23 protein-coding genes are annotated in these 23,125 nt (G+C 53.6%); 22 read left to right on the top strand and 1 reads right to left on the bottom strand.

What is annotated here, in order from left to right; genetic code table 11:
* Positions 1-19 precede the first annotated feature (19 nt).
* The 9 genes from lepB (at position 20) to RDM26_RS03160 (ending at position 8,364) form a co-directional block, all read left to right on the top strand.
* A complete protein-coding gene (gene lepB, locus RDM26_RS03120; RefSeq protein WP_307737582.1) occupies positions 20-790 on the top strand; it encodes a signal peptidase I in 771 nt (256 codons plus the stop codon).
* Between the two features lies 1 nt (position 791).
* Positions 792-1,631, top strand: a complete 840-nt coding sequence (locus tag RDM26_RS03125; protein ID WP_307737583.1) for a ribonuclease HII — start codon at positions 792-794, stop codon at positions 1,629-1,631.
* Entirely contained in the window at positions 1,628-1,933 is a 306-nt protein-coding gene (locus tag RDM26_RS03130) for a DUF2469 domain-containing protein (RefSeq protein ID WP_022864068.1), read from the top strand. The genes RDM26_RS03125 and RDM26_RS03130 overlap by 4 nt, the downstream gene beginning before the upstream one ends.
* 109 nt (positions 1,934-2,042) lie before the next feature.
* Positions 2,043-2,606, top strand: a complete 564-nt coding sequence (locus RDM26_RS03135; protein ID WP_288291942.1) for a redoxin domain-containing protein — start codon at positions 2,043-2,045, stop codon at positions 2,604-2,606.
* 2 nt (positions 2,607-2,608) lie between these two features.
* A complete protein-coding gene (gene ahpF / locus RDM26_RS03140; protein WP_307737584.1) occupies positions 2,609-4,165 on the top strand; it encodes an alkyl hydroperoxide reductase subunit F in 1,557 nt (518 codons plus the stop codon).
* A 161-nt stretch (positions 4,166-4,326) separates the two neighbouring features.
* A complete protein-coding gene (locus RDM26_RS03145) occupies positions 4,327-4,695 on the top strand; it encodes a YraN family protein (protein ID WP_307737585.1) in 369 nt (122 codons plus the stop codon).
* 1 nt (position 4,696) lies between these two features.
* Entirely contained in the window at positions 4,697-6,250 is a 1,554-nt protein-coding gene (locus RDM26_RS03150; RefSeq protein ID WP_307737586.1) for a YifB family Mg chelatase-like AAA ATPase, read from the top strand.
* Between the two features lie 30 nt (positions 6,251-6,280).
* Positions 6,281-7,450, top strand: a complete 1,170-nt coding sequence (dprA, locus tag RDM26_RS03155) for a DNA-processing protein DprA (protein ID WP_307737587.1) — start codon at positions 6,281-6,283, stop codon at positions 7,448-7,450.
* Complete coding sequence (locus RDM26_RS03160) at positions 7,429-8,364, top strand: tyrosine-type recombinase/integrase (RefSeq protein WP_307737588.1); 936 nt, start codon at positions 7,429-7,431, stop codon at positions 8,362-8,364. Before dprA ends, RDM26_RS03160 begins: the two co-directional genes overlap by 22 nt.
* Positions 8,365-8,523: 159 nt before the next feature.
* On the opposite strand, the gene RDM26_RS03165 is transcribed toward RDM26_RS03160, so the two are convergent.
* The gene (locus tag RDM26_RS03165) at positions 8,524-9,069 is read right to left on the bottom strand and encodes a peptidoglycan DD-metalloendopeptidase family protein (protein WP_307737589.1); all 546 of its coding nucleotides are present in this window, start codon (positions 9,067-9,069) and stop codon (positions 8,524-8,526) included.
* A gap of 228 nt (positions 9,070-9,297) precedes the next feature.
* Between RDM26_RS03165 and RDM26_RS03170 the strand changes: the two genes are divergently transcribed.
* The 13 genes from RDM26_RS03170 (at position 9,298) to def (ending at position 22,231) form a co-directional block, all read left to right on the top strand.
* Positions 9,298-9,438 (top strand): hypothetical protein, encoded by a 141-nt coding sequence (locus tag RDM26_RS03170; protein ID WP_307737590.1) that lies wholly within the window; start codon positions 9,298-9,300, stop codon positions 9,436-9,438.
* Positions 9,439-9,490: 52 nt separating this feature from the next.
* A complete protein-coding gene (rpsB, locus tag RDM26_RS03175) occupies positions 9,491-10,393 on the top strand; it encodes a 30S ribosomal protein S2 (protein WP_307737591.1) in 903 nt (300 codons plus the stop codon).
* A gap of 31 nt (positions 10,394-10,424) precedes the next feature.
* Positions 10,425-11,264, top strand: a complete 840-nt coding sequence (tsf, locus tag RDM26_RS03180; protein ID WP_374041811.1) for a translation elongation factor Ts — start codon at positions 10,425-10,427, stop codon at positions 11,262-11,264.
* Positions 11,265-11,484: 220 nt separating this feature from the next.
* Positions 11,485-12,183, top strand: coding sequence for a UMP kinase (pyrH, locus tag RDM26_RS03185; RefSeq protein ID WP_238128060.1), 699 nt, complete (start codon positions 11,485-11,487; stop codon positions 12,181-12,183).
* A gap of 4 nt (positions 12,184-12,187) precedes the next feature.
* A complete protein-coding gene (gene frr / locus RDM26_RS03190) occupies positions 12,188-12,745 on the top strand; it encodes a ribosome recycling factor (protein WP_278605849.1) in 558 nt (185 codons plus the stop codon).
* Entirely contained in the window at positions 12,746-13,636 is an 891-nt protein-coding gene (locus RDM26_RS03195) for a phosphatidate cytidylyltransferase (RefSeq protein WP_307737593.1), read from the top strand.
* A gap of 137 nt (positions 13,637-13,773) precedes the next feature.
* Complete coding sequence (gene rlmN, locus RDM26_RS03200) at positions 13,774-14,979, top strand: 23S rRNA (adenine(2503)-C(2))-methyltransferase RlmN (protein ID WP_307737633.1); 1,206 nt, start codon at positions 13,774-13,776, stop codon at positions 14,977-14,979.
* Positions 14,976-15,527: a DivIVA domain-containing protein gene (locus tag RDM26_RS03205; protein WP_307737594.1), complete on the top strand. Its 552-nt coding sequence runs from the start codon at positions 14,976-14,978 to the stop codon at positions 15,525-15,527. The genes rlmN and RDM26_RS03205 overlap by 4 nt, the downstream gene beginning before the upstream one ends.
* Before the next feature lie 54 nt (positions 15,528-15,581).
* A complete protein-coding gene (gene dxr / locus RDM26_RS03210; protein ID WP_307737595.1) occupies positions 15,582-16,796 on the top strand; it encodes a 1-deoxy-D-xylulose-5-phosphate reductoisomerase in 1,215 nt (404 codons plus the stop codon).
* A 9-nt stretch (positions 16,797-16,805) separates the two neighbouring features.
* Positions 16,806-18,095 (top strand): site-2 protease family protein, encoded by a 1,290-nt coding sequence (locus RDM26_RS03215; protein WP_307737596.1) that lies wholly within the window; start codon positions 16,806-16,808, stop codon positions 18,093-18,095.
* A gap of 156 nt (positions 18,096-18,251) precedes the next feature.
* Positions 18,252-19,400 carry a flavodoxin-dependent (E)-4-hydroxy-3-methylbut-2-enyl-diphosphate synthase gene (ispG, locus tag RDM26_RS03220; protein WP_307737597.1) on the top strand — a complete coding sequence of 383 codons (1,149 nt, stop codon included), beginning with the start codon at positions 18,252-18,254 and terminating at the stop codon, positions 19,398-19,400.
* Between the two features lie 480 nt (positions 19,401-19,880).
* Positions 19,881-21,764 (top strand): proline--tRNA ligase, encoded by a 1,884-nt coding sequence (locus RDM26_RS03225; protein WP_374041810.1) that lies wholly within the window; start codon positions 19,881-19,883, stop codon positions 21,762-21,764.
* The gene (gene def / locus RDM26_RS03230; protein ID WP_307737599.1) at positions 21,740-22,231 is read left to right on the top strand and encodes a peptide deformylase; all 492 of its coding nucleotides are present in this window, start codon (positions 21,740-21,742) and stop codon (positions 22,229-22,231) included. The genes RDM26_RS03225 and def overlap by 25 nt, the downstream gene beginning before the upstream one ends.
* The last annotated feature ends 894 nt before the right edge of the window (positions 22,232-23,125 follow it).

Below are 23,125 nucleotides of genomic sequence, written 5' to 3' on the forward strand. Positions count from 1 at the left end.
ATGATGGAAATGTTGATTGATGGCGGGAGATAAACGTATGAAAGATGCGCGAGAGTCAAACGATTTAGGGCTGCCGGGGACAGGTTCCTCCGCCCGAAATAGTGGCCGGCGCGCGCGTAAAACCCCCTCCAAATGGTGGTTGATGCTGCGAGAGACCCTAATGATGGTGTTCGTGGCATTAGCTATCTCCGCGATAATCAAAGCTTTCTTACTGCAAGCCTTCCAGATTCCGTCCTCCTCGATGGAACAAACTCTGCAAATCAACGATCGCATTATCGTTTCCAAACTAGTACCTGACTACCGCCAACTTAACCGCGGGGACGTCATCGTTTTTCAAGATGACGATAACTGGCTGAAACGTAATGCGGATACCCCGCGTCCCTCCCTGCCAGGAAAATTACTGATTTGGGTAGGTCTGCGCCCCGACGATTCCCAGAATCACCTGGTGAAACGGATCATAGGGCTGCCAGGAGATCGAGTGCAATGCTGCGACACCAATGGCAGGCTGAAAGTTAACGGAGTAAGCGTAGACGAAAGCGGGTATATCAACCCTGGAAGCGCTCCCTCCTTAATCAAATTTGATGTTACTGTGCCGGCTGGAAAACTTTGGGTGATGGGCGATAACCGTTCCAATTCAGAGGATTCGCGTTTCCATATGAAAGAGCCATCCCGGGGGTTCGTTTCCCTGGATCAAGTCACCGGACGGGCATTCGCCATTATGTGGCCGATAAACCGCCTATCGACGATCAAAAATACCGATGCTTTCGCGGCGGTACCGCCTGCTCCCTAAAATGGCAACCATACCTTCCCGTGAACTGGAACTATCTCTCCTCAAACGCACCCAAGACCGCTATGGGGCGGGCTCAGTTCTACCAGTTTCTGCTGCTAAAGTCCCTACCTTACAAATGTGCTGCGTGGGCGGTATTGACGAGGTCGGCCGCGGGGCAATCGCCGGCCCGCTCGCGGTAGGGGTAGCGGTCATCGATGGCACCGAAGGAGAGCCGCCCGCCGGTTTAACCGACTCAAAACAGTTAACGCCCCGGCGGCGAGAAGCCATGTTTGACGAGCTTTCTGCCTGGCCAGCAGCCTGGGCGGTAGGAATGGCCAGCGCCGAGGAAATCGACAAAGAAGGACTAACTCCCGCTTTGCGGATCGCCGCCTTCCGCGCCTTTAAAGTCCTGGGAGAACAGGGCTTTTCTCCGCGACTGCTGCTTTTAGATGGCAGTTTTGACTATCTGTCCGCTCCCACAGATTTATTTGCGGACGCTAGTGCGGACCAGCCGGCACCGGCGACGAGCGCGTCCTCGCAAATGCAAATCCCGCGGGAAGTTACCACCGTGGTAAAAGGGGATGGCAAATCGGTAGTTATCGCCGCCGCCTCCGTGCTAGCAAAAGTTACTCGAGATAGACTAATGAGCAACCTATCCGATCCCGGATATGGTTGGGCAAAAAACAAAGGCTATGCGTCCGCGCAACATCTGCAGGCAATTGCGCAATTGGGGCTAGATTCGTCTCATCGTCTCAGTTGGAATTTGCAGGGGGTGTCCTCTGCATCTTTAGCTAGAGCCTGGCAGGTTCGCCGGGAAAAACGGGTGCAGCCTCCGATAGTTTTCAGCACGCAGAAAGGATGACATTGGGCATTGAAGATCTAGAGGCGTACGAGAATCATCAGGAACTTGCCCTGTTTCGCGAATACCGTGACGTGGTTTCCATTTTCAAATACGTAGTGGAAACCGATCGTCGCTTCTACCTGGCTAACCAGGTAGATGTGCAAATGCACAACAATGGTGGGGATGTTTTCTTCGAAGTAACTTTGCAAGATGCCTGGGTGTGGGATATTTATCGTCCTTCCCGCTTTGTAAATCGGGTGAAGGTCTACTCTTTCAAAGATATAAATGTCGAAAAGCTGCCAGAATCGGAAATAACTATCTAAAATCCGGGTCCGCTTTCGGCATTTACCTAACCGGGGTAGCAAGTGGCTGTTACCATATAAGAGAACTACTAGACAGCTAACGATTGTAAAAAGGCGAAAGAGGCTGACAGTGTCCAAAATTAATACTGTAGCGCCGGACTGGTCCGGGATAGCGTTCTACAATGACTCCTTTGTCGATGTTTCCAGTGAAGATTACCGCGATAAATGGGCGATTGTTTTTTTCTACCCGGCAGATTTTTCCTATGTATGCCCCACCGAACTAGAGGATCTAGCTGACAATTACGCCCAGCTACAGCGGATGGGGGTGGAGGTCTACTCGGTTTCTACCGATAAACATCATTCCCATAAAGCCTGGCATAACAGCTCAAAAAGGATTCAAAAGATTTCTTTTCCCATGGTGGCGGATCCTACCGGCAAGATTTCTCGGGGTTTTGGAGCTTTAGATGAAGAGTCCGGGTGTGCCTATCGTTGTACTTTTCTGATTGACCCCAGCGGGATTATTCAATACGTTGAAACCACTTCCGATGCAGTCGGACGTAGCGCGGGAGAACTACTGCGAAAAGTGCGGGCAGCGCAGTATATTTACGATCACCCCGATGAAGTATGCCCCGCGAATTGGGATCTGGGTGAAAGCACGATCACCCCGACTTTTGATCTGTCCGGGAAGCTATAAACATGTTAGAAGAAAAGATACTTGATCAGGTAAAACAAGTTATCGGGTTGATTAAATACCCGATTGAACTGGCTACGTCCTTGGACTACAGTGAACAATCCAAGCAGACTTCAGAAATTTTGCACCAGATTGCGGGATTATCGGACTTAATCCAGGTCAAATGGGAAGAAAATCCCCGCAAACCTTCCTTTGCTATCCGGCGCGTGGATTCTGATATCAGCGTACGGTTCGCGGGGGTACCGACCGGAACCGAGTTCAACAGCTTTGTGTTGGCGCTGCTGCAGGTAGGCGGACATCCGGTAAAAGCAGATGCGGATATTATTGCCGCGATCAAAGAGATTGACGAGCCCACCGAGTTCATCACCTATGTTTCGCTTTCCTGTATGAACTGTCCAGATGTGGTACAGGCCTTAAATGCGATGGCGGTGCTTAATCCGCTGATTAAACACACCACCGTAGATGGCGGGACTTTCTGGGAAGAATTCGAACATCACCATCTACAGTCAGTGCCCACAGTGATAAAAGATGGGGAAGTATTCCTGCAGGGCAGGGTAACCCTCGAGCAGATTGTGTCCAAGATAGGGCGGGGCATGACCGGGCTGCGACTCAAGCGATTGAACGCCCTGGAGCCCTTCGATGTGTTAGTTGTAGGGGGCGGACCTGGGGGAACTGCCGCCGCAGTTTATGCTGCTAGAAAACAGTTGCGAGTCGGGATGGTAGCCGACCGTATCGGTGGGCAAGTCCTGGAGAGCGGACAGATTGAGAACCTGATTACTCTCGAGCGGGTTCAACCGGAAGAGTTAGCGGGGACTTTCCAGGCTAACCTGCGCGATTACGCGGTGGATCAGATCAGTGGGATTCGGATAGAAAAAATCGGGGAGCGCGGCGAGGACGGCTTAATCCCGGTCACTACCGAGGGCGGGGCTCTGCTTCGGGCTCGCAGTGTGGTGATCAGTGTAGGAACCAACTTCAGACGCCTAGACATCCCCGGGGAAGAACAATACTTAAACCGAGGAGTCACCTTCTGTCCGCACTGTGATGGCCCGCTATTTGCTGACCGGAAAGTAGCGGTGATGGGAGGCGGAAACTCAGCGCTAGAAGCAGCGATTGACTTAGCGGCTCTAGCGCGGGAAGTTACCGTGATCGACCTAGCAGACCGGCTGAAAGCCGACAAGGTACTGGTCGATAGGCTCCAGGGGTTAACCAATACTAAAGTTATCCATTCTGCCAATGCCACCAGGGTGCTGGGGGATGGTCATCGCGTAACCGGCCTCGAATACCGTGACGCCGCAGGCCAGACACAGCAATTGCATTTGGATGGCATTTTTGTGCAGATCGGATCGATTCCTAACACCGATTGGTTGCAGGGAACGGTTCAAATGGAAGATGGCTATATCAAGGTGGATAACCGGGGTGCGACTTCGGTGCCGGGGATTTTCGCGGCTGGGGATTGTACTAATACTCCCCATAAACAGATTGTGATTGCCTTGGGAGCCGGTGCTAATGCAGCATTGAGTGCTTTTGACTACCTGATACGCAGTCCGGAACAAGCAGACTAGTTTAGGATTCGATTCTAGAAGGCGAGTACCCGCGCACCTGATTGGGGGTGCTAGAGACTGACCCGGCGATTTTGCTTGTCCACAGGGAAGCTAGTTGTTGGTTTTCCTTGACCGCTAAATAAAAAGTTTAGTTCCCGATTGCAGCAGGTAATCCTTAAGGAATGGGAACGAAAAACCGCGAAATCGGTGCGGCCGGGGAAGAACTTGCCGCCCGCATGCTTAAAGACAGCGGATATCAAATAATCGAGCGCAACTGGCGGTGTCGCTATGGGGAACTCGATATTATCTGCCGGGATCCCCATTCGACAGGTCTAGTTTTTGCGGAGGTAAAAACCCGAAGCACCCGGCAATATGGGGGTGCAAAGCGGGGAATAGGGCGCGAAAAATATAGCCGCTTACGTCAATTAGTTAGCTTGTGGCTCAGCTGCCATCCCCAGGCGCGGCTCAGAGGCGGAGTGCGCATCGATATGATTGCTATCGATGCTTCCGAGGGAAAAGTGCCGGTGGTTACCCACTGTCGGGGGATCTAAAATGCCACAAATCGGAACTTGTTTTGCCCTAGGCATGGTGGGGTTAAGTGGCCACCTGATTAAAGTAGAGGCACACCACACCCAAGGTTTACCGGCGTTTGCACTGGTGGGATTGCCGGATGCTTCACTTAGAGAATCCCGGTCACGGGTGGAGGCCGCGATCGCTTCTACAGGTCTCCGCTTCGAGCCCACCCGGTTAACGGTTAATCTTTCACCCGCGGAATTACCCAAGACGGGCTCCGGTTTTGATTTGCCGATTGCACTGGCAGTAGTGGCTTCGCGCTATGCCGGGGTACAAAAACGCGCAGCCGGAATGGTGTTTTGCGGGGAACTAGGCCTGGATGGACGGGTCTATCGAGTAAAAGGAATCTTGCCACAGGTTTTGGCGGCGCGCCGCGCGGGCTTCAAGAAAGTAATGGTGGCCTCCGAGGCAGTTGCAGAGGCATCACTTATTGAAGGAATAGAGGTCATCGGGGTATCGCACCTGGTAGAGGCGCTACATTATTTGGGGATGCGAAAAATGAAGGCGCGGGTCGCAGAACTTAGAGCCACGACAGCGCCAGCGCGGCCGAATCTGCATCCGGAGTCTATCCCAGATGATCCCCCAGATTTACAGGAGGTACGGGGAGCTTTTCTTGCTCGAAAAGCATTAGAGATTGCGGCCGCCGGAGGTCACCACCTGAGTTTTATTGGGGTTCCCGGGGCTGGAAAAACTATGTTGGCGCGTTGCCTACCGGGGATTCTACCGCCGCTTGATGATGAAGAAGCTCTAGAGGTAACTTCTATTCACTCCTTAGCGGGTACTTTCATACCTGCTCAGGGACTTATGCGTTGTCCTCCCTTTATAGCGCCGCATCACTCTGCTACGCTACCAGCGTTAATCGGAGGAGGTAGCGGCATAGCCGCCCCTGGCGCGATTTCCTTAGCGCATCGCGGCGTCCTCTTTCTTGACGAAGCTCCCGAGTTTCAATCCCGCAGTTTGGATGCTTTACGGCAACCTCTTGAAACTGCAAAGATCACGGTGCATCGTTCCCGAGCGGTAACCAGTTTTCCTGCTGCATTCCAGTTGGTGATTGCGGCAAATCCGTGTCCTTGCGGAATGTGGGGTCAATTGGGACAAGAGTGCAAATGTACTCCTTATCAGCGAGTACGCTATTTAGCCAAGCTTTCTGGTCCCCTGATGGATCGCATCGACCTACAGTGCCGGGTAGAGCGCCCTAAAATTACCGATTTAACCACTAGCGAGGTTCCAGAAAGCAGCAAGACAGTCCGCGAGCGGGTATTAGCTGCCCGTAGGCGCGCGCAATGGCGCTGGAAAGAGCAAGGAGTAGCCCTCAATGCGCGGGTTCCGAGCCGGGTTTTGAAGCACACGCTCGATGCGGACATGAAAGCACGTCTGGATCGGCTGGTGGGGTCGGGACGGATCTCTATGCGGGGAGCTGACCGGATTTCCCGGGTAGCCTGGACGGTTGCTGATTTACAGGGACGCGACAAACCCAATCGGGAAGATTTTGGTTTGGCCTATTCACTTAAGAATTCACAACGCCCCAATTAACGGGGTCGAATCGTGGAAAGAGAGGTAAATATGGATGATAACTACCAGTACCGTCTGGCCTGTGCCAGTTGGTCCCGGCTTACTGAGGCGGGTGATCCGGCAGCCGATTTGCTCCTTAATGAACTCGGTCCGGTTGCGGCGTTACAAATTGCCCGGCGCGCCGCCAGTGATGATCCGCAGCGCTGGCACACTTATCTTCCAGTAGAACTTTTGCGGCGCACCGGCACCGATAAATGGGATAAGAGTTTTGCCCGGTGGCGCACCCGCCTAGAAGTACTGGACTTACCAGCGCTAGAAAAGTTATTAGCGAAGGGGCACTTTAAGTTAGTTACTCGCCGGGATTCTGATTGGCCAACAACGTTTAATAACCTCAGCAATGCCCCCTGGGCTCTGTGGGCGATCGGAGATACCTCTCTACTGAACCGGGACAGCAGCAAAACCGTAGCGATGGTGGGGGCGCGCGCAGTTTCCGCCCTCGGACATGATGTCGCCACCGAACTTGCTTGGCGGTGCGCTAGCGAAGGGATCAGCCTGGTATCCGGGGGTGCTTACGGGGTGGATTGTTTGATTCATCAGGCGTGTTTGCGTGCCTCGGCTCCCACGATCGCTCTACTTGCCGGAGGGCTGGATCGTCCTTATCCGGCTGCAAATAGTGACTTGTTTAAACAGATTTCTCGCAGCGGTCTGTTGCTCAGTCAATACCCGCCCGGGTCGCGTCCCACGCGCTGGCGATTCTTAGATCGCAATCGCCTGATCGCGGCACTATCAGCTGCAACCGTAGTGATCCAGGCGGGTTTTCGGTCGGGAGCGCTCAACACTGCCCGCCATGCGGTAGAACTAGGCCGCCAGGTCGGGGCAGTGCCCGGGCCGATTAATCAACCCGAATGGGCAGGTTCCAACCAACTAATTAGAGACGGCGCTACTTTAATTAGCGGTGCAGAGGACGTTTTAGAAATGATTGCCCCTCTGGGGACGGTAAATAATGAAAGAGGCCGAGTGGTAAGCGGTTATCTCGACGGTTTGGATCCTTTGAGCGGGAGGATTTTGGATGCTACTCCGATGCGTAGCCCCGCCAATATAGAGGCAATTGCCCGTGCCAGCGGGGCAGCTATCGAGGAAGTTGTCGCGGCAATGGGTAACCTGGAAATGGAGGGGCGAGTGATTCAGGTAGCCGGTAAATGGAAAAAGACGGGGGTCTAAGAATGCGAGCAGTCAAACGGGGGGAAGTACTCGAAGATTATCGCCACTACCTGAAATATGCGAAAGCATTTTCTGAAGCCTCAATAAAAGCATATCTGGCAGATCTGCGTGGATGGCTGGAACATTGCCACATCAAAGAAGAACAATCGATTCTGCCTGCCTGTTCCTTACCGGCGGCGCGTAACTGGTTAGCGCACTTGCGTGCTGAAGGACAATCGAATACCACCATTGCGCGAAAGATAGCTGCGCTGCGTGCCTTCTCTAAATGGGCAAAACAAAATCAAGTGGTGGAAACGGATTTTGCGAAACAACTTCATACCCCCAAGACTGCGAAAAACCTGCCGCACTTGCTGTCAGTTGACCAAGCAAAACAATTGCTTACCTGGTGCGAAAGCCAAGCAGATAATGATGCGGTCATGGCTCGTGATTGGGCGATTTTCGAATTGATTTATGCAACCGGGGCGCGGGTGGGAGAAATATGTGCTCTACTTCCAGCAGATATTGATTTCGAAGCCGGCACCGTACGCCTGTGGGGCAAAGGATCAAAAGAGCGAATAGTCCCCTTCAGCCATAAGGCCGCGAAAGCTCTCCGCTTTTACTTGCAGAGGGCGCGGGGTGAGCTCCAAAAGTCGCCGCCTGCTAACGCCCTCTTTTTGGGGGCGCAAGGGGGAGCAGTTTCGGAAAGGATCGTGCGGGGACATTTGCACCGCGCCTGTGCCTTAGCAGGAGTACCCGATTTAGGGCCGCATGGCCTGCGCCACTCAATGGCTTCCCATATGTTGGAGGGCGGAGCGGACCTGCGGGTAATCCAGGAAATGTTAGGACACTCTGCGCTGTCTACAACTCAGCGCTATACCCATGTAGATGCGCATCGCATAATTGGTGCTTACCAGCAGGCTTTTCCTCGGGCCTAAACTACCTAAAAAGTGCTTTTCGGTACCGGTATTATGGGCAGTTATTGCCGGTTTTCCGTCGGAGAAGTTTGTGACTGGGCAGCTGCAGACGGTGTTTGGGTAGCTGCAAATACCAGGACAGTAATCCGCGGAAAACCGGGCAGATACTAGCCCCTGATTCTAGGGATCGGGCAGGAGTCGGATAGGTCCAAAGATTAACAGTAGGGGATTTAGATAGTGATGGTCATCAATCTTGGCTCCAAAATGCAGACCCGGGTGCCCCGCCTGAAGGGTTCCAATTTTTTGGCCGGCTACCACTGCCGTCCCCACAGTTAAATCACTTTTGACCGGGGTATAGGTGGTTCGTATCAGCGCTGAATGTTTAATCGAGATGCTGGGACTGCCCGCGATGGTTCCCACAAAAAATACGGTTCCTCCGCGCGCGCTATAAACCTCACTGCCTGTCGGAATGTTTAGATCAACTCCGCGGTGCCCGCTTCCCCAGGGGGACGCCGGGGGATTGAAGGGACGTAGAATTTTAACGGGAGAGCGACTAGGCCAATGGTAGAACCCAATTTCGCCGGATAGTTGTCGCAGATCTACCAGCTGGGCGTTACCCGCGGGGTGACCGGTAGTCGGAGCTGGCGGAGCAGGAGCGGCTGCCAGGAGACAAATGGCGGATAGCGCCGCTAAGAGTAGCAGTGGTGGGGGAGAAGATCGCTTCATGCCTTACACCTTGAACGCGGTAAGCCCTGGGGGGGAAACTCCTAAATAAGTTGGTAAGCAAAAGCGATAGCTATTCGCCAGTGGGGATAACTGGAAAAAGTAATCCTACCGGTACAATCTGGGAAACTGTCAGCAGGTTAACACTGTTCAGTGCCTCTTTCAGCTTGGGGTAGGCCGTGATTTCCCGCTAAGCTAGCTCTTAGCACCTGGCTTGCCAGGTGACTTCGCGTGCGACTACCAGCCCAGCTGGGTCACGCTGACTTCGGTCCTGTTTTTGGTGGGATTCCTTTGGGGCAACCCGAAAGTGATTTCTACTGGTTGAAACAGGTGTCAGTGGACGTCGTGCCAGGAACCGAATGGAAACCGTAAGCGGGGCGTATAGCCCCAAAATATGTGCGCCATAGCGCACTGAAAGGAAGTCATGGCGGTAGTAACCATGTCTGAGCTGCTTAAGAGCGGCGTACACTTTGGACATCAAACCCGGCGTTGGAACCCCAAGATGAAACCCTTCATCTTGACTGATCGCAACGGTATTTATGTAATCGATTTGGCGCAGTCTCTCGATGGCATTAATCGCGCCTACGATTTCGTGCGGCAAACCGTGCTGCGCGGGGGAAACATCCTCTTTGTCGGCACCAAGAAGCAAGCCCAAGACTCCATTGCTGAGCAAGCCGAGCGGGTAGGGATGCCCTATGTTAACCAACGCTGGTTGGGCGGAATGCTTACCAACTTTGGGACTGTGCACAAGCGTTTGCAGCGTCTAAAAGAACTTGAACAAATCGATTTCGACGATGTAGCCGGTTCGGGGCGCACTAAGAAAGAACTGTTGATGATGAGCCGCGAGAAAGACAAGCTTTCCCGCACTCTAGGTGGTATCCGCGATATGGCGCGTATCCCCTCCGCTGTCTGGATCGTTGACACCAATAAAGAACACTTGGCAGTGGCAGAAGCCAACAAGCTGAACATCCCGATCGTGGCGATTCTGGATACCAACTGCGATCCGGATGAAATCGAGTTCGGTATTCCCGGCAATGACGACGCAATCCGCTCGGTAGCGCTGCTCACTCGGATTATTGCTGATGCCTGCGCCGATGGCTTAATTGCGCGCTCGCAAAAGGCGGCAGCTAAGAAAGACGCTAGCGAAGAAGAGGCTTCCTCCAGCAAAGAAGCTGCTCCGGCCAGTGATGAACCTTTGGCTGATTGGGAGCGGGAACTGCTAGAAGGTAGCGCCAATAGCGACGAGGGCGAAGAAAAGAAAACCGAAGAGCCCGCAGCTTCCGCGGAAGAGGAAAAATCCCCCACCGAAGCAGAACAGTCTGAATAATCCGCTAAGGATCGTTAACGAGAGGAACATACTGATGGCTATTTCGATGCAAGACATTAAGGAACTACGCGAATTGACCGGCGCAGGTCTGATGGAAGTTAAGAAGGCACTGGAAGAGGCAAACGGCGATAAGGACGCAGCGGTAAAGGCGATCCGGTTAGCGGGTAAGAAATCCCTGGCTAAGCGGGAAGATCGTTCTACTGCGAACGGTCTGGTGATGGCGAAAGTCCTGGACACCGCAGACGGACAGGCCGGCGTAATGGTAGAGCTGAATTCGGAAACTGACTTCGTGGGCAAGTCCCCCAAGTTCGTGGAGGCCGCCGAAGAAATCATGCAGGCACTGGTTGACAGCGGGGTAAGCACTCGCGAGCAACTGCTGGAAGCAAAATGCGGCGAAGGCACCGTGAAAGAAAAGGTCGAGGAAATCGGCGCCCTCTTCTCTGAAAATATTGTTTTGGGGAAGGTAACCCGGATCGAGGGCGAGGCCGTGACCAGCTATCTGCACTATTCTTCGGCAGATCTGCCGGCACAGGTGGGGGTACTGGTTGCCACCGATAAGGCGGGCGCAGACGTGGCGCACGATATTGCGCTGCACATCGCCGCTTATAACCCCCGTTTCATTGATCGCGACGAAGTTCCCCAGGCGGAACTGGACAAAGAACGTGAAACCCTGCGGGAAATGACCCTGAAAGAGGGCAAGCCGGAAAAGATCGTTGACAAGATCGTGGAAGGCCGGATGGGATCCTTCTACAAAGACAACTGCCTGCTAGACCAGGATTTTGCGAAGGATCCGAAGAAGTCGGTAGGACAGATCGTGAAAGCCTCGGGTGGGAAAGTTACTGCTTTCGCCCGCTTCCACGTAGGTTCTTAAACAAATAATGATGTGGCCTCAGGAAAATCCTGAGGCCACATCTTTATATCCAGACAGTTAATTGGGGATTTTCCTCCAGTAAATAACAAGATCGCGAGGCAGAAGTACTCCAGCTTTAGTGCTTCGGGTTAAAGTAGTAACAGGCATATTGCCCTCAAGGGACAACAATATTAAGGGGATAAGGGTGAACCAAAAAGTCGGAAATAAACAACGCAGAGTGATGCTGAAAGTGTCCGGCGAAGTCTTTGGGGGCGGCCAAGTTGGCATGGATCTAGACGTAATCAATTCGGTAGCACACCAGATTGGAGCGGCCGTTGAACAAGGAGTCCAAGTCGCAGTGGTAGTTGGGGGCGGAAACTTTTTCCGAGGTGCCGAACTTTCCCAGCGCGGCCTCGATCGGGCGCGCGCCGACTATATGGGAATGCTAGGAACGGTAATGAATTCCCTGGCGTTGCAGGATCTTTTGGAACAGGCAGGGGTAACTACCCGGGTGCAAACCGCCATCACTATGGGACAAATTGCCGAACCCTATATTCCCTTAAAAGCGGTACGCCATATGGAGAAAGGTCGGGTAGTGATCTTCGGTGCCGGATCTGGCTTGCCGTTCTTCTCCACCGACACGGTAAGTGCCCAGCGTGCCCTCGAAACCCATTGCCAAGAGCTGTTGGTAGGTAAGAACGGTGTTGATGGGGTTTATAGCGCAGACCCGAAGACGGATCCCACCGCCACCCGATTTGATCATCTAACTTATCAAGAAGCTCTACAGAAGGAACTGAAGGTTATGGATGCCACTGCTTTCAGTCTCTGTATGGATAACAAACTAAATACTCGGGTATTTGGAATGTCTGAGCCTGGCAACGTTACTTCGGCGCTGCTAGGTGAGACAATCGGTACATTAGTTTCTGCTGACAAGGAGTAACCAAGTGATTGACGATATTCTGCTCGAAGCTGAGGAGAAGATGGAAAAAGCCATTGAGTTCTCCCGGGAAGAATTCACTGCGATTCGCACCGGGCGTGCCAATGCTGCCATGTTTAACCCGATTATGGTGGAGTACTATGGGGCGCCCACGCCTTTGCAGCAACTAGCTACCATTAATATCCCGGAGCCACGCACCGTGCTGATTTCCCCCTATGACAAGTCCTCCACGAACGATGTCATCAAGGCGGTACGGGACAGCGACCTGGGAGTTAACCCCACTGATGAGGGCAACCATATTCGGGTTACCCTGCCAGAACTCACCGAGGAGCGCCGCCGCGACTACGTAAAACTTGCCGGCCAAAAGGCAGAGGAAGGACGCGTATCTATTCGCGGTATTCGCCGCAAAGCCCTGGATCAGCTGGGCAAGCTAAAGAAGGATGGCGATGCCGGCGAGGACGAAGTAACGCGTGCAGAAAAAGAAATCGAGGCTTTGACTAAGAAACAGGTGGACACGATGGATGCCCTGTTAGAAGCCAAAGAAAAAGAACTAATGGAGATGTAGTTGAACCACCGTCCCCCCGTCCAAGGCGAGGGATCTGCGTCTTTGATGACCCCAGAACCTACCAAGAATACGCCCGCAAAAGCGAAAAAGTCGCGGGCAGGACGTAACCTACCGGCCTCGATTGCCGTGGGGGTAGGCCTGGGTGCCTTGGTGTTAGCGTTGCTTCTGGCGCCACCGGTATGTTTCTTGGTATTCATCATGGTGGTGGCAGTGATGGCCGAAGTTGAGATGGCGAGGGCGGTATCCCGGATTAGGGTAAAACTGTGTTTGCCACCCCTGGTGGTGGGCAGTATCGGGATGCTGATCTGCGCCTATCTGTTAGGTCCGGAGGGGGTATGGGCGGCGCTACTGGCTACTTTGATAGCTTGTGCTATCTGGCGGTTGAGTAGTGGCCCTTCCAAGTTCGCGACTCGCGACCTGCTAGTGACCTGTTTTGTTGCCATCTATTTGCCCTTCTTGGCATCCTTTGTGGTTATTATGCTGCATAATCCCCATCATCCCGCCCCAATAATAGTGTGGATCGTGATCACCATATGTAATGACATTGGCGGATACGCGGCGGGGGTGCTTAAAGGTAAGCACCCGATGGCTCCGGCAGTTTCGCCTGCCAAATCTTGGGAAGGGTTCGCCGGTTCCGTAGTGATGTGCACACTTGCCGCAGCCGTTGCGGTTTGGGCGACCGGAACTCAGCTCTGGGCAATCGCAGTGCTGGGGATCCTGACTCCCATTGTTGCTACCTGTGGAGATTTAGGGGAATCCCTAATAAAGCGGGATTTACAACTTAAAGACATGGGTAATTTACTACCTGGTCATGGCGGAGTGATGGATCGCCTGGACTCGCTGCTGATTACCGTACCCCTCTTTTTCCTGGTGTCCTTGTGGATCTTTTAAAGGATGGGAAACTCTAAATGGCAAAGCTAGCGCAACCAGGATCGGCTGAAAAGCGGCAAAAGGACGGATCCCGGGCATCTTTGCAGGAATCCGGCTTCGCTGGTAAGGCTAACGGCTCCACCAGTGATAAAGAGTTGATGCGCCGAGCCAAACCGCGGCATGATCCCTCCCAAGTAATGCCCACCGACCAAGCCCCTGAGGGAGCTAACAGCCCGGATGCGCGTCCCGTGCTGCGTTTTCACGCAACTAGACGTGCGAAACCCCCGGAGCATTTGGCAGATTTTGACCTGGCGGGACGCAAAGAAATGCTAAAAGAGGCCGGTTTTCCGCCCTTTAGAGCCGACCAATTATCCCGTCACTATTTCACTCACTTAACTACCGATCCGCGCCAGATGTCCGACCTGTCCGCTCAAGGACGGGAAGAACTCACGGAGCTGGCATTTCCGTCACTAGTTCAGCAAGTGGTTCAACGCAGCGGTGATCAGGGAATGACTCGCAAATACCTGTGGCGGCTATTTGATGGAGCCGAAGTAGAGTCGGTGCTAATGCGCTATCCCTCCCGCGCTACCCTATGTATTTCTTGCGAAGTGGGATGTGGAATGGCTTGCCCATTTTGCGCCACCGGACAAATGGGGTTGACCCGTAACCTTTCTACCGCTGAAATCGTGGAACAGGTGCGTCTGGCACGTAAGGTTTGTCAGGAGGGCGAACTAGGCGGAGATCCCTGCAATCTCTCCAACGTCGTGTTCATGGGGATGGGCGAGCCCCTGGTTAACTATCGGGCAGTGGTGGGCGCGATTCGCCGCTTGATCGCAGATCCGCCGGAAGGATTCGGAATGTCCGCGCGGGGAATCACGGTTTCTACTGTGGGACTGGTACCCGGGATCAAAAAGTTGACGGAAGAAAAAATTCCGGTCACCTTGGCGATTTCGCTGCACGCTCCCGATGACGAGCTCCGGGATGAGCTAGTTCCTATTAATTCTCGATTCCAGGTTAGCGAACTGTTAGACGCGGCTTACGACTATTTTAAAGCTACTGGCCGGCGGGTCTCCATCGAATACGCCCTGATCAAGAAGATGAATGATCAAGCTTGGAGGGCGGGACTACTCGCAGATTTATTGAATGCTCGCGGGCATGGCTGGGCACATGTGAACCCGATTCCGTTAAATCCCACCCCCGGATCTATCTGGACGGCGAGTGAATCCCACGCTCAAGCAGAATTTGTGGATACTCTGGAACGTAAAGGTATCACTACCACTATCCGCGATACTCGGGGACAAGATATTGATGGAGCGTGTGGTCAATTGGCAACTAAATCTCGGAAGGAGAGGACTGGCAAATGAGCGAGAACAACTTTCCTAGGGCCGGTTTTTTTACGCGGGGATACGAACCCTCCCAGGTGGACGAGTTTTTTGCAGATGCTCGCAAAGCCTATGAGGGCGGGGTACCGGCCGAAAAATTCTCGGCCGCCCAAGTGCGGGGTGCCCATTTTGACCTAGTGCGTCGCGGATATCAAACTGCCGCGATTGACCAGGCTATGGATCGTCTGGAAGCCGCTTTCGTGCGGCGTGACCGCGCAGATAATGTGGCAGTTAATGGTTCGCAAGCCTGGATGGAAAGGGTGGCGCAGCGGGCAACTACCCTTTATCCGCGGATGCTACGTCCGCGGGGCAAACGTTTCGCTCACCCGGACGGTAAAGGCTATGACGCCACCCAGGTGGATGAACTACTTGACCGGCTGGCACAATATTTTGACTCGGATAAGGGAATCACCTCCGCCGAGATTCGTAGTGCCACTTTTAAGACTGCAAAAAATGAAAAGGCGTATAAAGAGGGCGTAGTTGATGCCTATCTCTCGCGGGCGGTAGAAGTACTGCTGGCGGTGGAATAACTGTTTGAGTTCGGGTAGTAACCGACAAAATATTTTCACGATCGGGGAGGGGCAGTGCGCGACGTTTTCATTTTGGGATCCACGGGATCGATTGGTACGCAAGCACTGGAGGTAATCGCTCAGAATCCGGGGCGGTTTTGTGTGCGCGCTCTTAGCGCTGGCGGGGCTAACCTTGCTTTATTGGCGCGCCAAGCTGCCCGTTTCCGCCCAGAAATAGTGGCGATTTCTTTAGCTAGGGGCGAGGAATTCGCGACTGCGCTAGCTGCGGAACTTCCCGGGGGCGAAGAATATCAACCCGAGATTTTGATGGGAGAGGATGCTAGTGCCCGAGCGGCGGGCAGAGCCAGCCGGCAAGCAGTAGTCCTCAATGGGATTACCGGCGGGGTGGGGCTGGCTCCTACTTTGGCCGCCTTGGAAAGTGGGGCTACCTTAGCGCTGGCAAATAAAGAATCTTTGATTGTGGGTGGCGCCTTAGTTAAAGCTGCCTGCCAGCGCCCTGGCCAAATCGTACCGGTAGATTCCGAGCATTCGGCGATCGCTCAAACCTTAGCTAGTGGTGTCCACCATAAGGGGCTAACCAGCGTAAACCAGGATGGTTGCAGTGAAGTTAGCCAGATTATTCTTACTGCCTCTGGCGGTCCTTTCCGGGGAAAGAAACGTGCGGATTTAGCTCAGGTTAACACGCAGCAAGCGCTTAATCACCCCACTTGGTCGATGGGGCCGGTGGTGACTATCAACTCTTCTACCCTGGTAAACAAGGGTTTGGAACTGATAGAAGCTCACCTTTTATTTGAGGTTACGCCCGAAGATATTGTGCCGGTGATTCATCCCCAATCGATTATTCACTCCGGGGTAACTTGGATTGATGGCGCCACTATTTTGCAGGCCTCCCCGCCCGATATGCGCCTTCCGATCGCCTTGGGGTTAGATTGGCCGAGCCGCCTAGAAAAAACAGTTCCCCCTCTGGATTTCACTAGCGCTCAGCAGTGGCAATTCGAACCGGTAGATCATGAAACTTTCCCGGCGATAAAACTTGCCCGGCAGGCAGTGGCGACCTCAGCTTCACACCCGGCGGTTTATAACGCCGCCAACGAAGTATTCGTCGATGCCTTCATAGATGGAGACTTGCCCTACCTGCAAATAGTGGATTCGTTAGCGCAAGTACTAGCCGAACATACCGGCATTGATAATCCGGATTTAGCGCAAATCATACAGGCGCAAGCCTGGGCGAAATCCAAGGCTCAGGAAATTGTCATGAACGCTAGATAGGCTATCCCCATGGCTTTTTTGCTGGGAATAATAATTCTTGTTATCGGACTGATTATCTCGATTGGTCTGCATGAATGTGGGCACCTGCTGCCGGCTAAAAAATTTGGGGCGCTAGTTCCCCAGTTCATGATTGGTTTTGGGCCCACCCTGTTTTCACGCAAACGCGGGGAAACCGAGTACGGAGTTAAAGCCTTCCTCCTAGGGGGTTATTGCCGCATCCTGGGAATGTACGGACCGGGTGACCCGGATCAATTCGCCTATAAGCTGGATGGTAAGAAACTTTCGGTGCGCCAGGCACGCGCCCTGGATCCGGAGGAAGCTGAAAACTTGGTTCCTACCTGGTCGCAAGAAGCCCGTGACGCCTCGCTGTCTGAGATTCCCATAGCTCAGCGCCACCGTGGCTTTTATAACCTGCCGGTATCTCGGCGCCTAGTGGTAATGTTCGGCGGGCCAGTGATGAACTTATTTTTAGCGTTCGTGCTGATGGGGATAGCAATGCTGGGGATTGGGATTGCCACCCCCACCACCACTGTCGATAAAGCCGTCTGCTTAAAAGCAGGACAAGTGGTTGATTGTGCTCAGGAGGGCGCCCAGCCTTCCCCGGCAGCCAAAGCCGGGATCAAACCGGGAGATAAGTTACTCGCTTGGGATGGCCAGAAAATTAACACCTGGGAAGACCTGCGAAAACATGCTAAAGCTACCGAGGGGGATGCCACTGTATCAGTCCAGCGCGGCGGAGAAGTTATCGACCTGCACCTATCCGGGGTAGATGGGAAAGCAGGGCTGTATGCGCGTTCGGTGCGTCAAAGCACGGGACTTGCCACCTATGGGCAAACTATGTGGCAAATGTTCTACCAAACCGGGGCAGTAGTATTAAAACTCCCGGTAGCTGTGTGGGACGTGGGAGTTGCGGTCTTCACCGATACCCCGCGCGATAGCTCCGGAATCATGTCAGTCTTGGGAGTAGGCAGAATCGCGGGAGAGATCGGTTCTGCGCCCTCAACCCAGGTGACCCTGGCGGATCGCGCTGGGGGCTTGCTCTCTTTGCTAGCCTCTCTAAATATGGCGCTGTTTGTATTCAACCTGATTCCGCTGCCGCCGCTAGATGGGGGACATATTGCCGGTGCTTGTTGGCAAGGAATTAAGAACACCTATGCACGGCTCCGTTCGCGTCCGGCTCCTGGCCCCATTGATGCCGCGAAAGCTGTGCCATTGACCTACGTGGTGGCAGGACTGTTGATAGTTATGACAGTGCTACTGATGGTGGCGGATATTGTTGACCCCATTCGCTTACCTTAGTTATTGAGTTAGTTATGGGGAGCGGACATCGTTTAATACTGGCGGTCTTTCGCCCTCAGTGATTACTGCTAATAAAGCCCAGGGAATAGCGGAGGTAAAAGCTTTATTATTTTTAGAAACTAGGGCTTTGGCGTCTGAAAGCGTCATAATAGGAACGTGAGCGTTGAACTAGGAATTCCGGAAGTTAAGCCCGCGGGTTTCCCGCGCAAGAAAACTCGTAAGATTCGTTGCGGAAACGTAGAAATTGGGGGAGATGCCCCGATTAGCGTACAGTCCATGTGCACCACCAAAACCACTGATATTGGTGCCACCTTGCAGCAGATAGCGGCGTTAACCGCCGCCGGGTGCGATATTGTGCGGGTAGCCTGCCCCAGTGCCGATGATGCGGAGGCTCTGCCGGTAATCGCCCAAAAATCTACGATTCCGGTAGTCGCTGACATTCATTTCCAACCCAAATATGTGTTTGCCGCGATTGAGGGCGGCTGCGCGGGAGTGCGGGTTAACCCCGGTAATATCCGCAAATTCGATGACCAAATAGAAGAAATCACCAAATGTGCCCGCAAACACGGCACCGCCCTGCGGATTGGGATAAACGCCGGTTCCCTCGATCCACGGGTAATGGCGCGCCACGGAAAAGCTACCTCGGAGGCTTTGGCAGAATCCGCGGTTAATGAGGCACGCCTGTTCGAGCAATACGATTTTCATGATTTTGCGATCTCGGTTAAACACCACGACCCGGTGACTATGATTCGCGCCTACGAATTGCTTAGTGAAATGGGGGATTGGCCGCTGCACCTGGGGGTAACCGAGGCAGGTCCGGCTTTCCAAGGAACTATCAAATCGGCTACTGCTTTCGGGGCACTGCTGCGTCAAGGTATCGGAGATACTATCAGGGTGTCGCTATCTGCTGATCCAGTAGAGGAAATAAAAGTCGGGATCGAAATCCTGCAATCTATGGGGCTAAAAGAACGCACCCTGGAGATTGTTTCCTGTCCTTCCTGCGGACGCGCCCAAGTAGACGTATACACTTTGGCAAACGCAGTCACCGATGCGCTGAAGGATGAAATTAAAGTGCCGCTGCGAGTCGCGGTTATGGGGTGTATCGTGAACGGGCCAGGGGAGGCGCGGGAGGCCGACCTCGGGGTAGCCAGCGGTAATGGCAAAGGAAAAATCTTTATTAAAGGTGAAGTGATAAAGACGGTTCCCGAAGAGGAAATCGTGCCCACCCTGATTGCGGAGGCGCATCGTCAAGCTGAGCTCCTTGGTCTAGAAGAAGGCTCCGGCGAAGTCGAGGTAATCGCCTAGTTTCGTTAGGCAGGAGTGGGAAAAGCGCTCGGGGGACCCCGGTGAGCCTCGCTACGCTCAGCTCAAGCCCCCTCTCGCATCTTTTCCCACTCCTGCCCAAAAAGTTCAATAGTCTAACGGCGCTTTTCGTTTTTAAGCCGAGTGTCTTTTATTTTGTTTCCCCGCGTCACTTCCTGCAGGAAGATATGGTCTTAATAAATTCAGCATTGACACTTCAAGCTGGGCGTAGAGTCCCTGCCTAAGACCGTAACCCCGAGCGAGAGAGAATTTTTATCCGACCAGGCTAGGTCGGCGTAAAACTCGCAGATGCCCGCGGGTATCTGCGAGTTTTTGGGCGGAAGGAAAAACTTGTCGCTCGCGCGGATCTACCAGATGGCTTCCACGTACCTAGTACAGAAGGCTTTCACATGATTACTGCCGGAACGGCGCGGTTTAGGTTCCTTTGGATCATCTACTAAACTGGCGAACGTGGCTTACAATATGTCGACTTATTTTGTCAGGACTTTGCGGGAAGATCCGGTAGATGCCGAAGTGGATTCCCATAAACTACTGGTACGCGCCGGTTATATTCGCCGCGCCGCACCCGGAATCTATACGTGGACCCCGCTGGGGCTGCGCACGATTCGGCGCGTAGAGCAGGTAGTACGGGAAGAAATGGATCGCATCGGCGCCCTCGAGGTGGCCTTCCCCGCGCTATTGCCCCGCGAACCCTATGAAGCGACGAACCGCTGGGAAGAGTTCGGACCATCCCTGTTTAAGCTGCAAGACCGCAAAGGTGCTGACTATCTGTTGGCGCCCACTCACGAAGAAATGTTCACCCTGCTGGTGAAAGACTTTTATTCGTCCTACAAGGATCTGCCGGTCGTCCTCTACCAGATCAAAGAAAAATATCGGGACGAGGCACGCCCGCGGGCAGGACTGATTCGCGGCCGCGAATTCATTATGAAGGACGCGTACTCCTTCAATATCGATGATGAAGGGCTAGAAGCCTCCTATCAGCAGCAACGCCGAGCATACCAGCGGATTTACTCGCGGTTAGGGCTAGATTTCGTGATTTGTTCCGCGATGGCGGGCGCTATGGGAGGATCGCGCTCTGAAGAGTTCATTTTCCCCTGTGCTATTGGGGAAGATACTTTTGTGCGCTCCGAGGGCGGGTATGCCGCCAATGTGGAGGCCGTGACCACTATTGCCCCCGAGTCGAAAGATTATTCGCAACTTCCCGCCGCGATTGAACGTAAAACCCCCGGTGCACACACTATAGAAGCATTGGTGGATTACTCGAACGAGCATTTCCCACGCGAAGATGGCAGGGCGTGGACTAAAGCTGACACTTTGAAAGCCTTCATGGTTGCCGCGACCTATGCCGATGGTAAACGGGAAGTGCTGCTCCTGGGCGTACCCGGGGATCGCGAAATTGATATGCGCCGCTTGGAAGCCTCTCTAGGGGCAGACGTAGAAATGGCCACCCCGGAAGATATGGCCGCTTACCCCAATATCGTGCCGGGCTTTACTGGCCCCACCTGCGCCGGGCCTGACCATCCGGATCGCCAAGTTGATGAGGACGGAAATATCTCTGGCAGCCCCCGCTGCCTCCTAGATCCGCGGGTAGTGGAAGGTACCGAATGGATCGCAGGAGCTGGCAAAGAAGACACCCACCTTTATCACCTGGTGGCGGGCAGAGATTTCCGCGCTGACGGCTTTATTGAAGCTGCAGAGGTGCGGGATGGGGATCCGGCTCCCGATGGTTCTGGCCCCTTGCAGACCGCCCGCGGAATCGAAATCGGGCATATCTTCGCCCTCGGAACAAAATATTCCGAGGCGCTAGGGCTAAACGTGCTCGATCAAAACGGGAAATCCCAGGTAGTAACAATGGGTTCCTACGGGATCGGAGTTTCCCGGGTTATGGCCGCTATCGCCGAAGAATACCATGACGAGGTTGGGCTGAAATGGCCAACCAATGTGGCACCCTTCCAAGTACATGTACTGGTGACCGGCAAAGGGGCAGACCTTTTCGAGGCTGCAAAGCTGCTGGGGGAGCAACTCACCGCCGCCGGGATTGATACTTTGATTGATGACCGCAAGAAAGTATCTGCCGGGGTTAAATTCAAGGATGCGGAACTGCTTGGAATGCCCTGGCTGGTAGTGATTGGGCGCGGACTGAAAGAAGGAACCGTGGAAGTGCGTTGCCGCGCCACTGGCGAGCGCCGCGAAATCGCAGTTGCGGATGCCTTCAAGTATGTAAACGACCAGGTGCATCGGGATCTTGAGGAAGCCTATGCGCGGGCAGAAAAATCGTTCCGGCAGCTGCGGCGGCAGCGGGCAGCGAGGAGGAATAAACAATGGCATTTCGAGAAATCAGAGTAATCGGAGATCCGATTTTGCGCACCCCCTGTGAACCGGTGGGCGAAATCGATGAACATATAAAACAGCTGGTAGAAGACTTACTAGAAACGGTAGATGCCGATGGGCGTGCCGGGCTGGCCGCTAATCAGATAGGCGTGGGGCTGCGGGCTTTCTCCTGGAACATTGACGGGGAAGTCGACTATATTTTGAACCCACGTTTGGTAGAAGTTTCAAAGGATGAATACCAAGACGGCGATGAAGGCTGTCTATCAGTGCCGGGTCTTTTCTTCCCTTGTCAGCGTGCCTGGTATGCGCGTGCTGAAGGGATTGACCTGGATGGCAAGGCGAAAGTGGTGGAGGGCGAAGAGCTGATGGGGCGCTGTATCCAGCACGAATGTGACCACTTGGATGGACATCTTTATCTTGATCGCCTGGATCGGTTAACTCGTCGCAAGGCCTTTAAAGAGATTCGCGAAAAAGGCCTGTAGCTGCGCCTGGGCGCGAGGGCTGGGTTTGTCCTCCCGCCCAAGAATTTGGAAAACGTAGCGCCGTTTTCCAAATTCTTATGCCCACCGCACCTACTCGGGTCAAACCCAGTCCCCGCGCTTTTGTTCGAGCCTCACGTAGGTTACATTCAACTCCGGATTCAATCCCTGGCATAAATCCGTCTCTGCGCGTCTACTTAAGTGCCCTCTCGTATCTTTTCCCGACCTCGACCCGTGCTATGAGCCTGGTAGTTGTTAGTTAGCGCGAAATCTGGGTTTGTCCTCCCGCCCAAGAAACTCGGAAAACTTAGCGGATTGATCGCCGATTTATGCCCAGACCTGGTGAGTTTCTTTTTTCAGCTAGGTATCCGAAGTTGAAGCTTTCGATGGAGAGTCTGCCAAACCCAGCCTCCGCGCGTAAAACCACACCCAAGCACGGGGGCTATATTTATCCTCCTGCCCAAAAACTCGAAAAAGCCGTAGGCATTTTTCGAGTTTTACGCCCGCCTAGCCGTATCGGACAAATATAGCTCCCGCGCTATTGCTCAAGCTGTCGCGAGTCTACCCAAGTCCCTCTAGTATCTTTCCCCGACCTCGACCTGTACTAAGAGGCCGGCGGTTGTATGTAGGCGCGAAGGCGGATTTTGCCTCGCGCCCCGAAATCCGGAAAATGCTTTGGCATTTTCACAGATTTAATGCCCGGAGCCTACCCCTCGGCATAAATCCGCCTCCACGGTTATGCTCTAGTCCCGCGTGTCTGCTTAAGTCCCTCTCGCATCTTTTCTCGAGCAATGAACCACAGGTGTCACATTGGCCTCAGTAGTCACAAAAATGCCGGTCAGAGGCTTTTGGGGTTGTTGAAAAACGCTATCGAGGGCAAAATAGAAACTGAGACAC

This window comes from uncultured Varibaculum sp. (assembly GCF_902489465.1).
GTDB lineage: Bacteria > Actinomycetota > Actinomycetes > Actinomycetales > Actinomycetaceae > Varibaculum.

Coding starts and splice junctions, on each gene's coding strand:
- ahpF (WP_307737584.1), top strand. CDS start 2,609: ATGTTAGAAGAAAAGATACTTGATCAGGTAAAACAAGTTATCGGGTTG.
- RDM26_RS03125 (WP_307737583.1), top strand. CDS start 792: ATGGCAACCATACCTTCCCGTGAACTGGAACTATCTCTCCTCAAACGC.
- RDM26_RS03225 (WP_374041810.1), top strand. CDS start 19,881: ATGTCGACTTATTTTGTCAGGACTTTGCGGGAAGATCCGGTAGATGCC.
- rlmN (WP_307737633.1), top strand. CDS start 13,774: ATGCGCCGAGCCAAACCGCGGCATGATCCCTCCCAAGTAATGCCCACC.
- RDM26_RS03145 (WP_307737585.1), top strand. CDS start 4,327: ATGGGAACGAAAAACCGCGAAATCGGTGCGGCCGGGGAAGAACTTGCC.
- def (WP_307737599.1), top strand. CDS start 21,740: ATGGCATTTCGAGAAATCAGAGTAATCGGAGATCCGATTTTGCGCACC.
- RDM26_RS03165 (WP_307737589.1), bottom strand. CDS start 9,069: ATGAAGCGATCTTCTCCCCCACCACTGCTACTCTTAGCGGCGCTATCC.
- rpsB (WP_307737591.1), top strand. CDS start 9,491: ATGGCGGTAGTAACCATGTCTGAGCTGCTTAAGAGCGGCGTACACTTT.
- lepB (WP_307737582.1), top strand. CDS start 20: ATGGCGGGAGATAAACGTATGAAAGATGCGCGAGAGTCAAACGATTTA.
- RDM26_RS03160 (WP_307737588.1), top strand. CDS start 7,429: ATGGAAAAAGACGGGGGTCTAAGAATGCGAGCAGTCAAACGGGGGGAA.
- RDM26_RS03150 (WP_307737586.1), top strand. CDS start 4,697: ATGCCACAAATCGGAACTTGTTTTGCCCTAGGCATGGTGGGGTTAAGT.
- pyrH (WP_238128060.1), top strand. CDS start 11,485: ATGCTGAAAGTGTCCGGCGAAGTCTTTGGGGGCGGCCAAGTTGGCATG.
- dprA (WP_307737587.1), top strand. CDS start 6,281: ATGGATGATAACTACCAGTACCGTCTGGCCTGTGCCAGTTGGTCCCGG.
- RDM26_RS03215 (WP_307737596.1), top strand. CDS start 16,806: ATGGCTTTTTTGCTGGGAATAATAATTCTTGTTATCGGACTGATTATC.
- RDM26_RS03130 (WP_022864068.1), top strand. CDS start 1,628: ATGACATTGGGCATTGAAGATCTAGAGGCGTACGAGAATCATCAGGAA.
- RDM26_RS03205 (WP_307737594.1), top strand. CDS start 14,976: ATGAGCGAGAACAACTTTCCTAGGGCCGGTTTTTTTACGCGGGGATAC.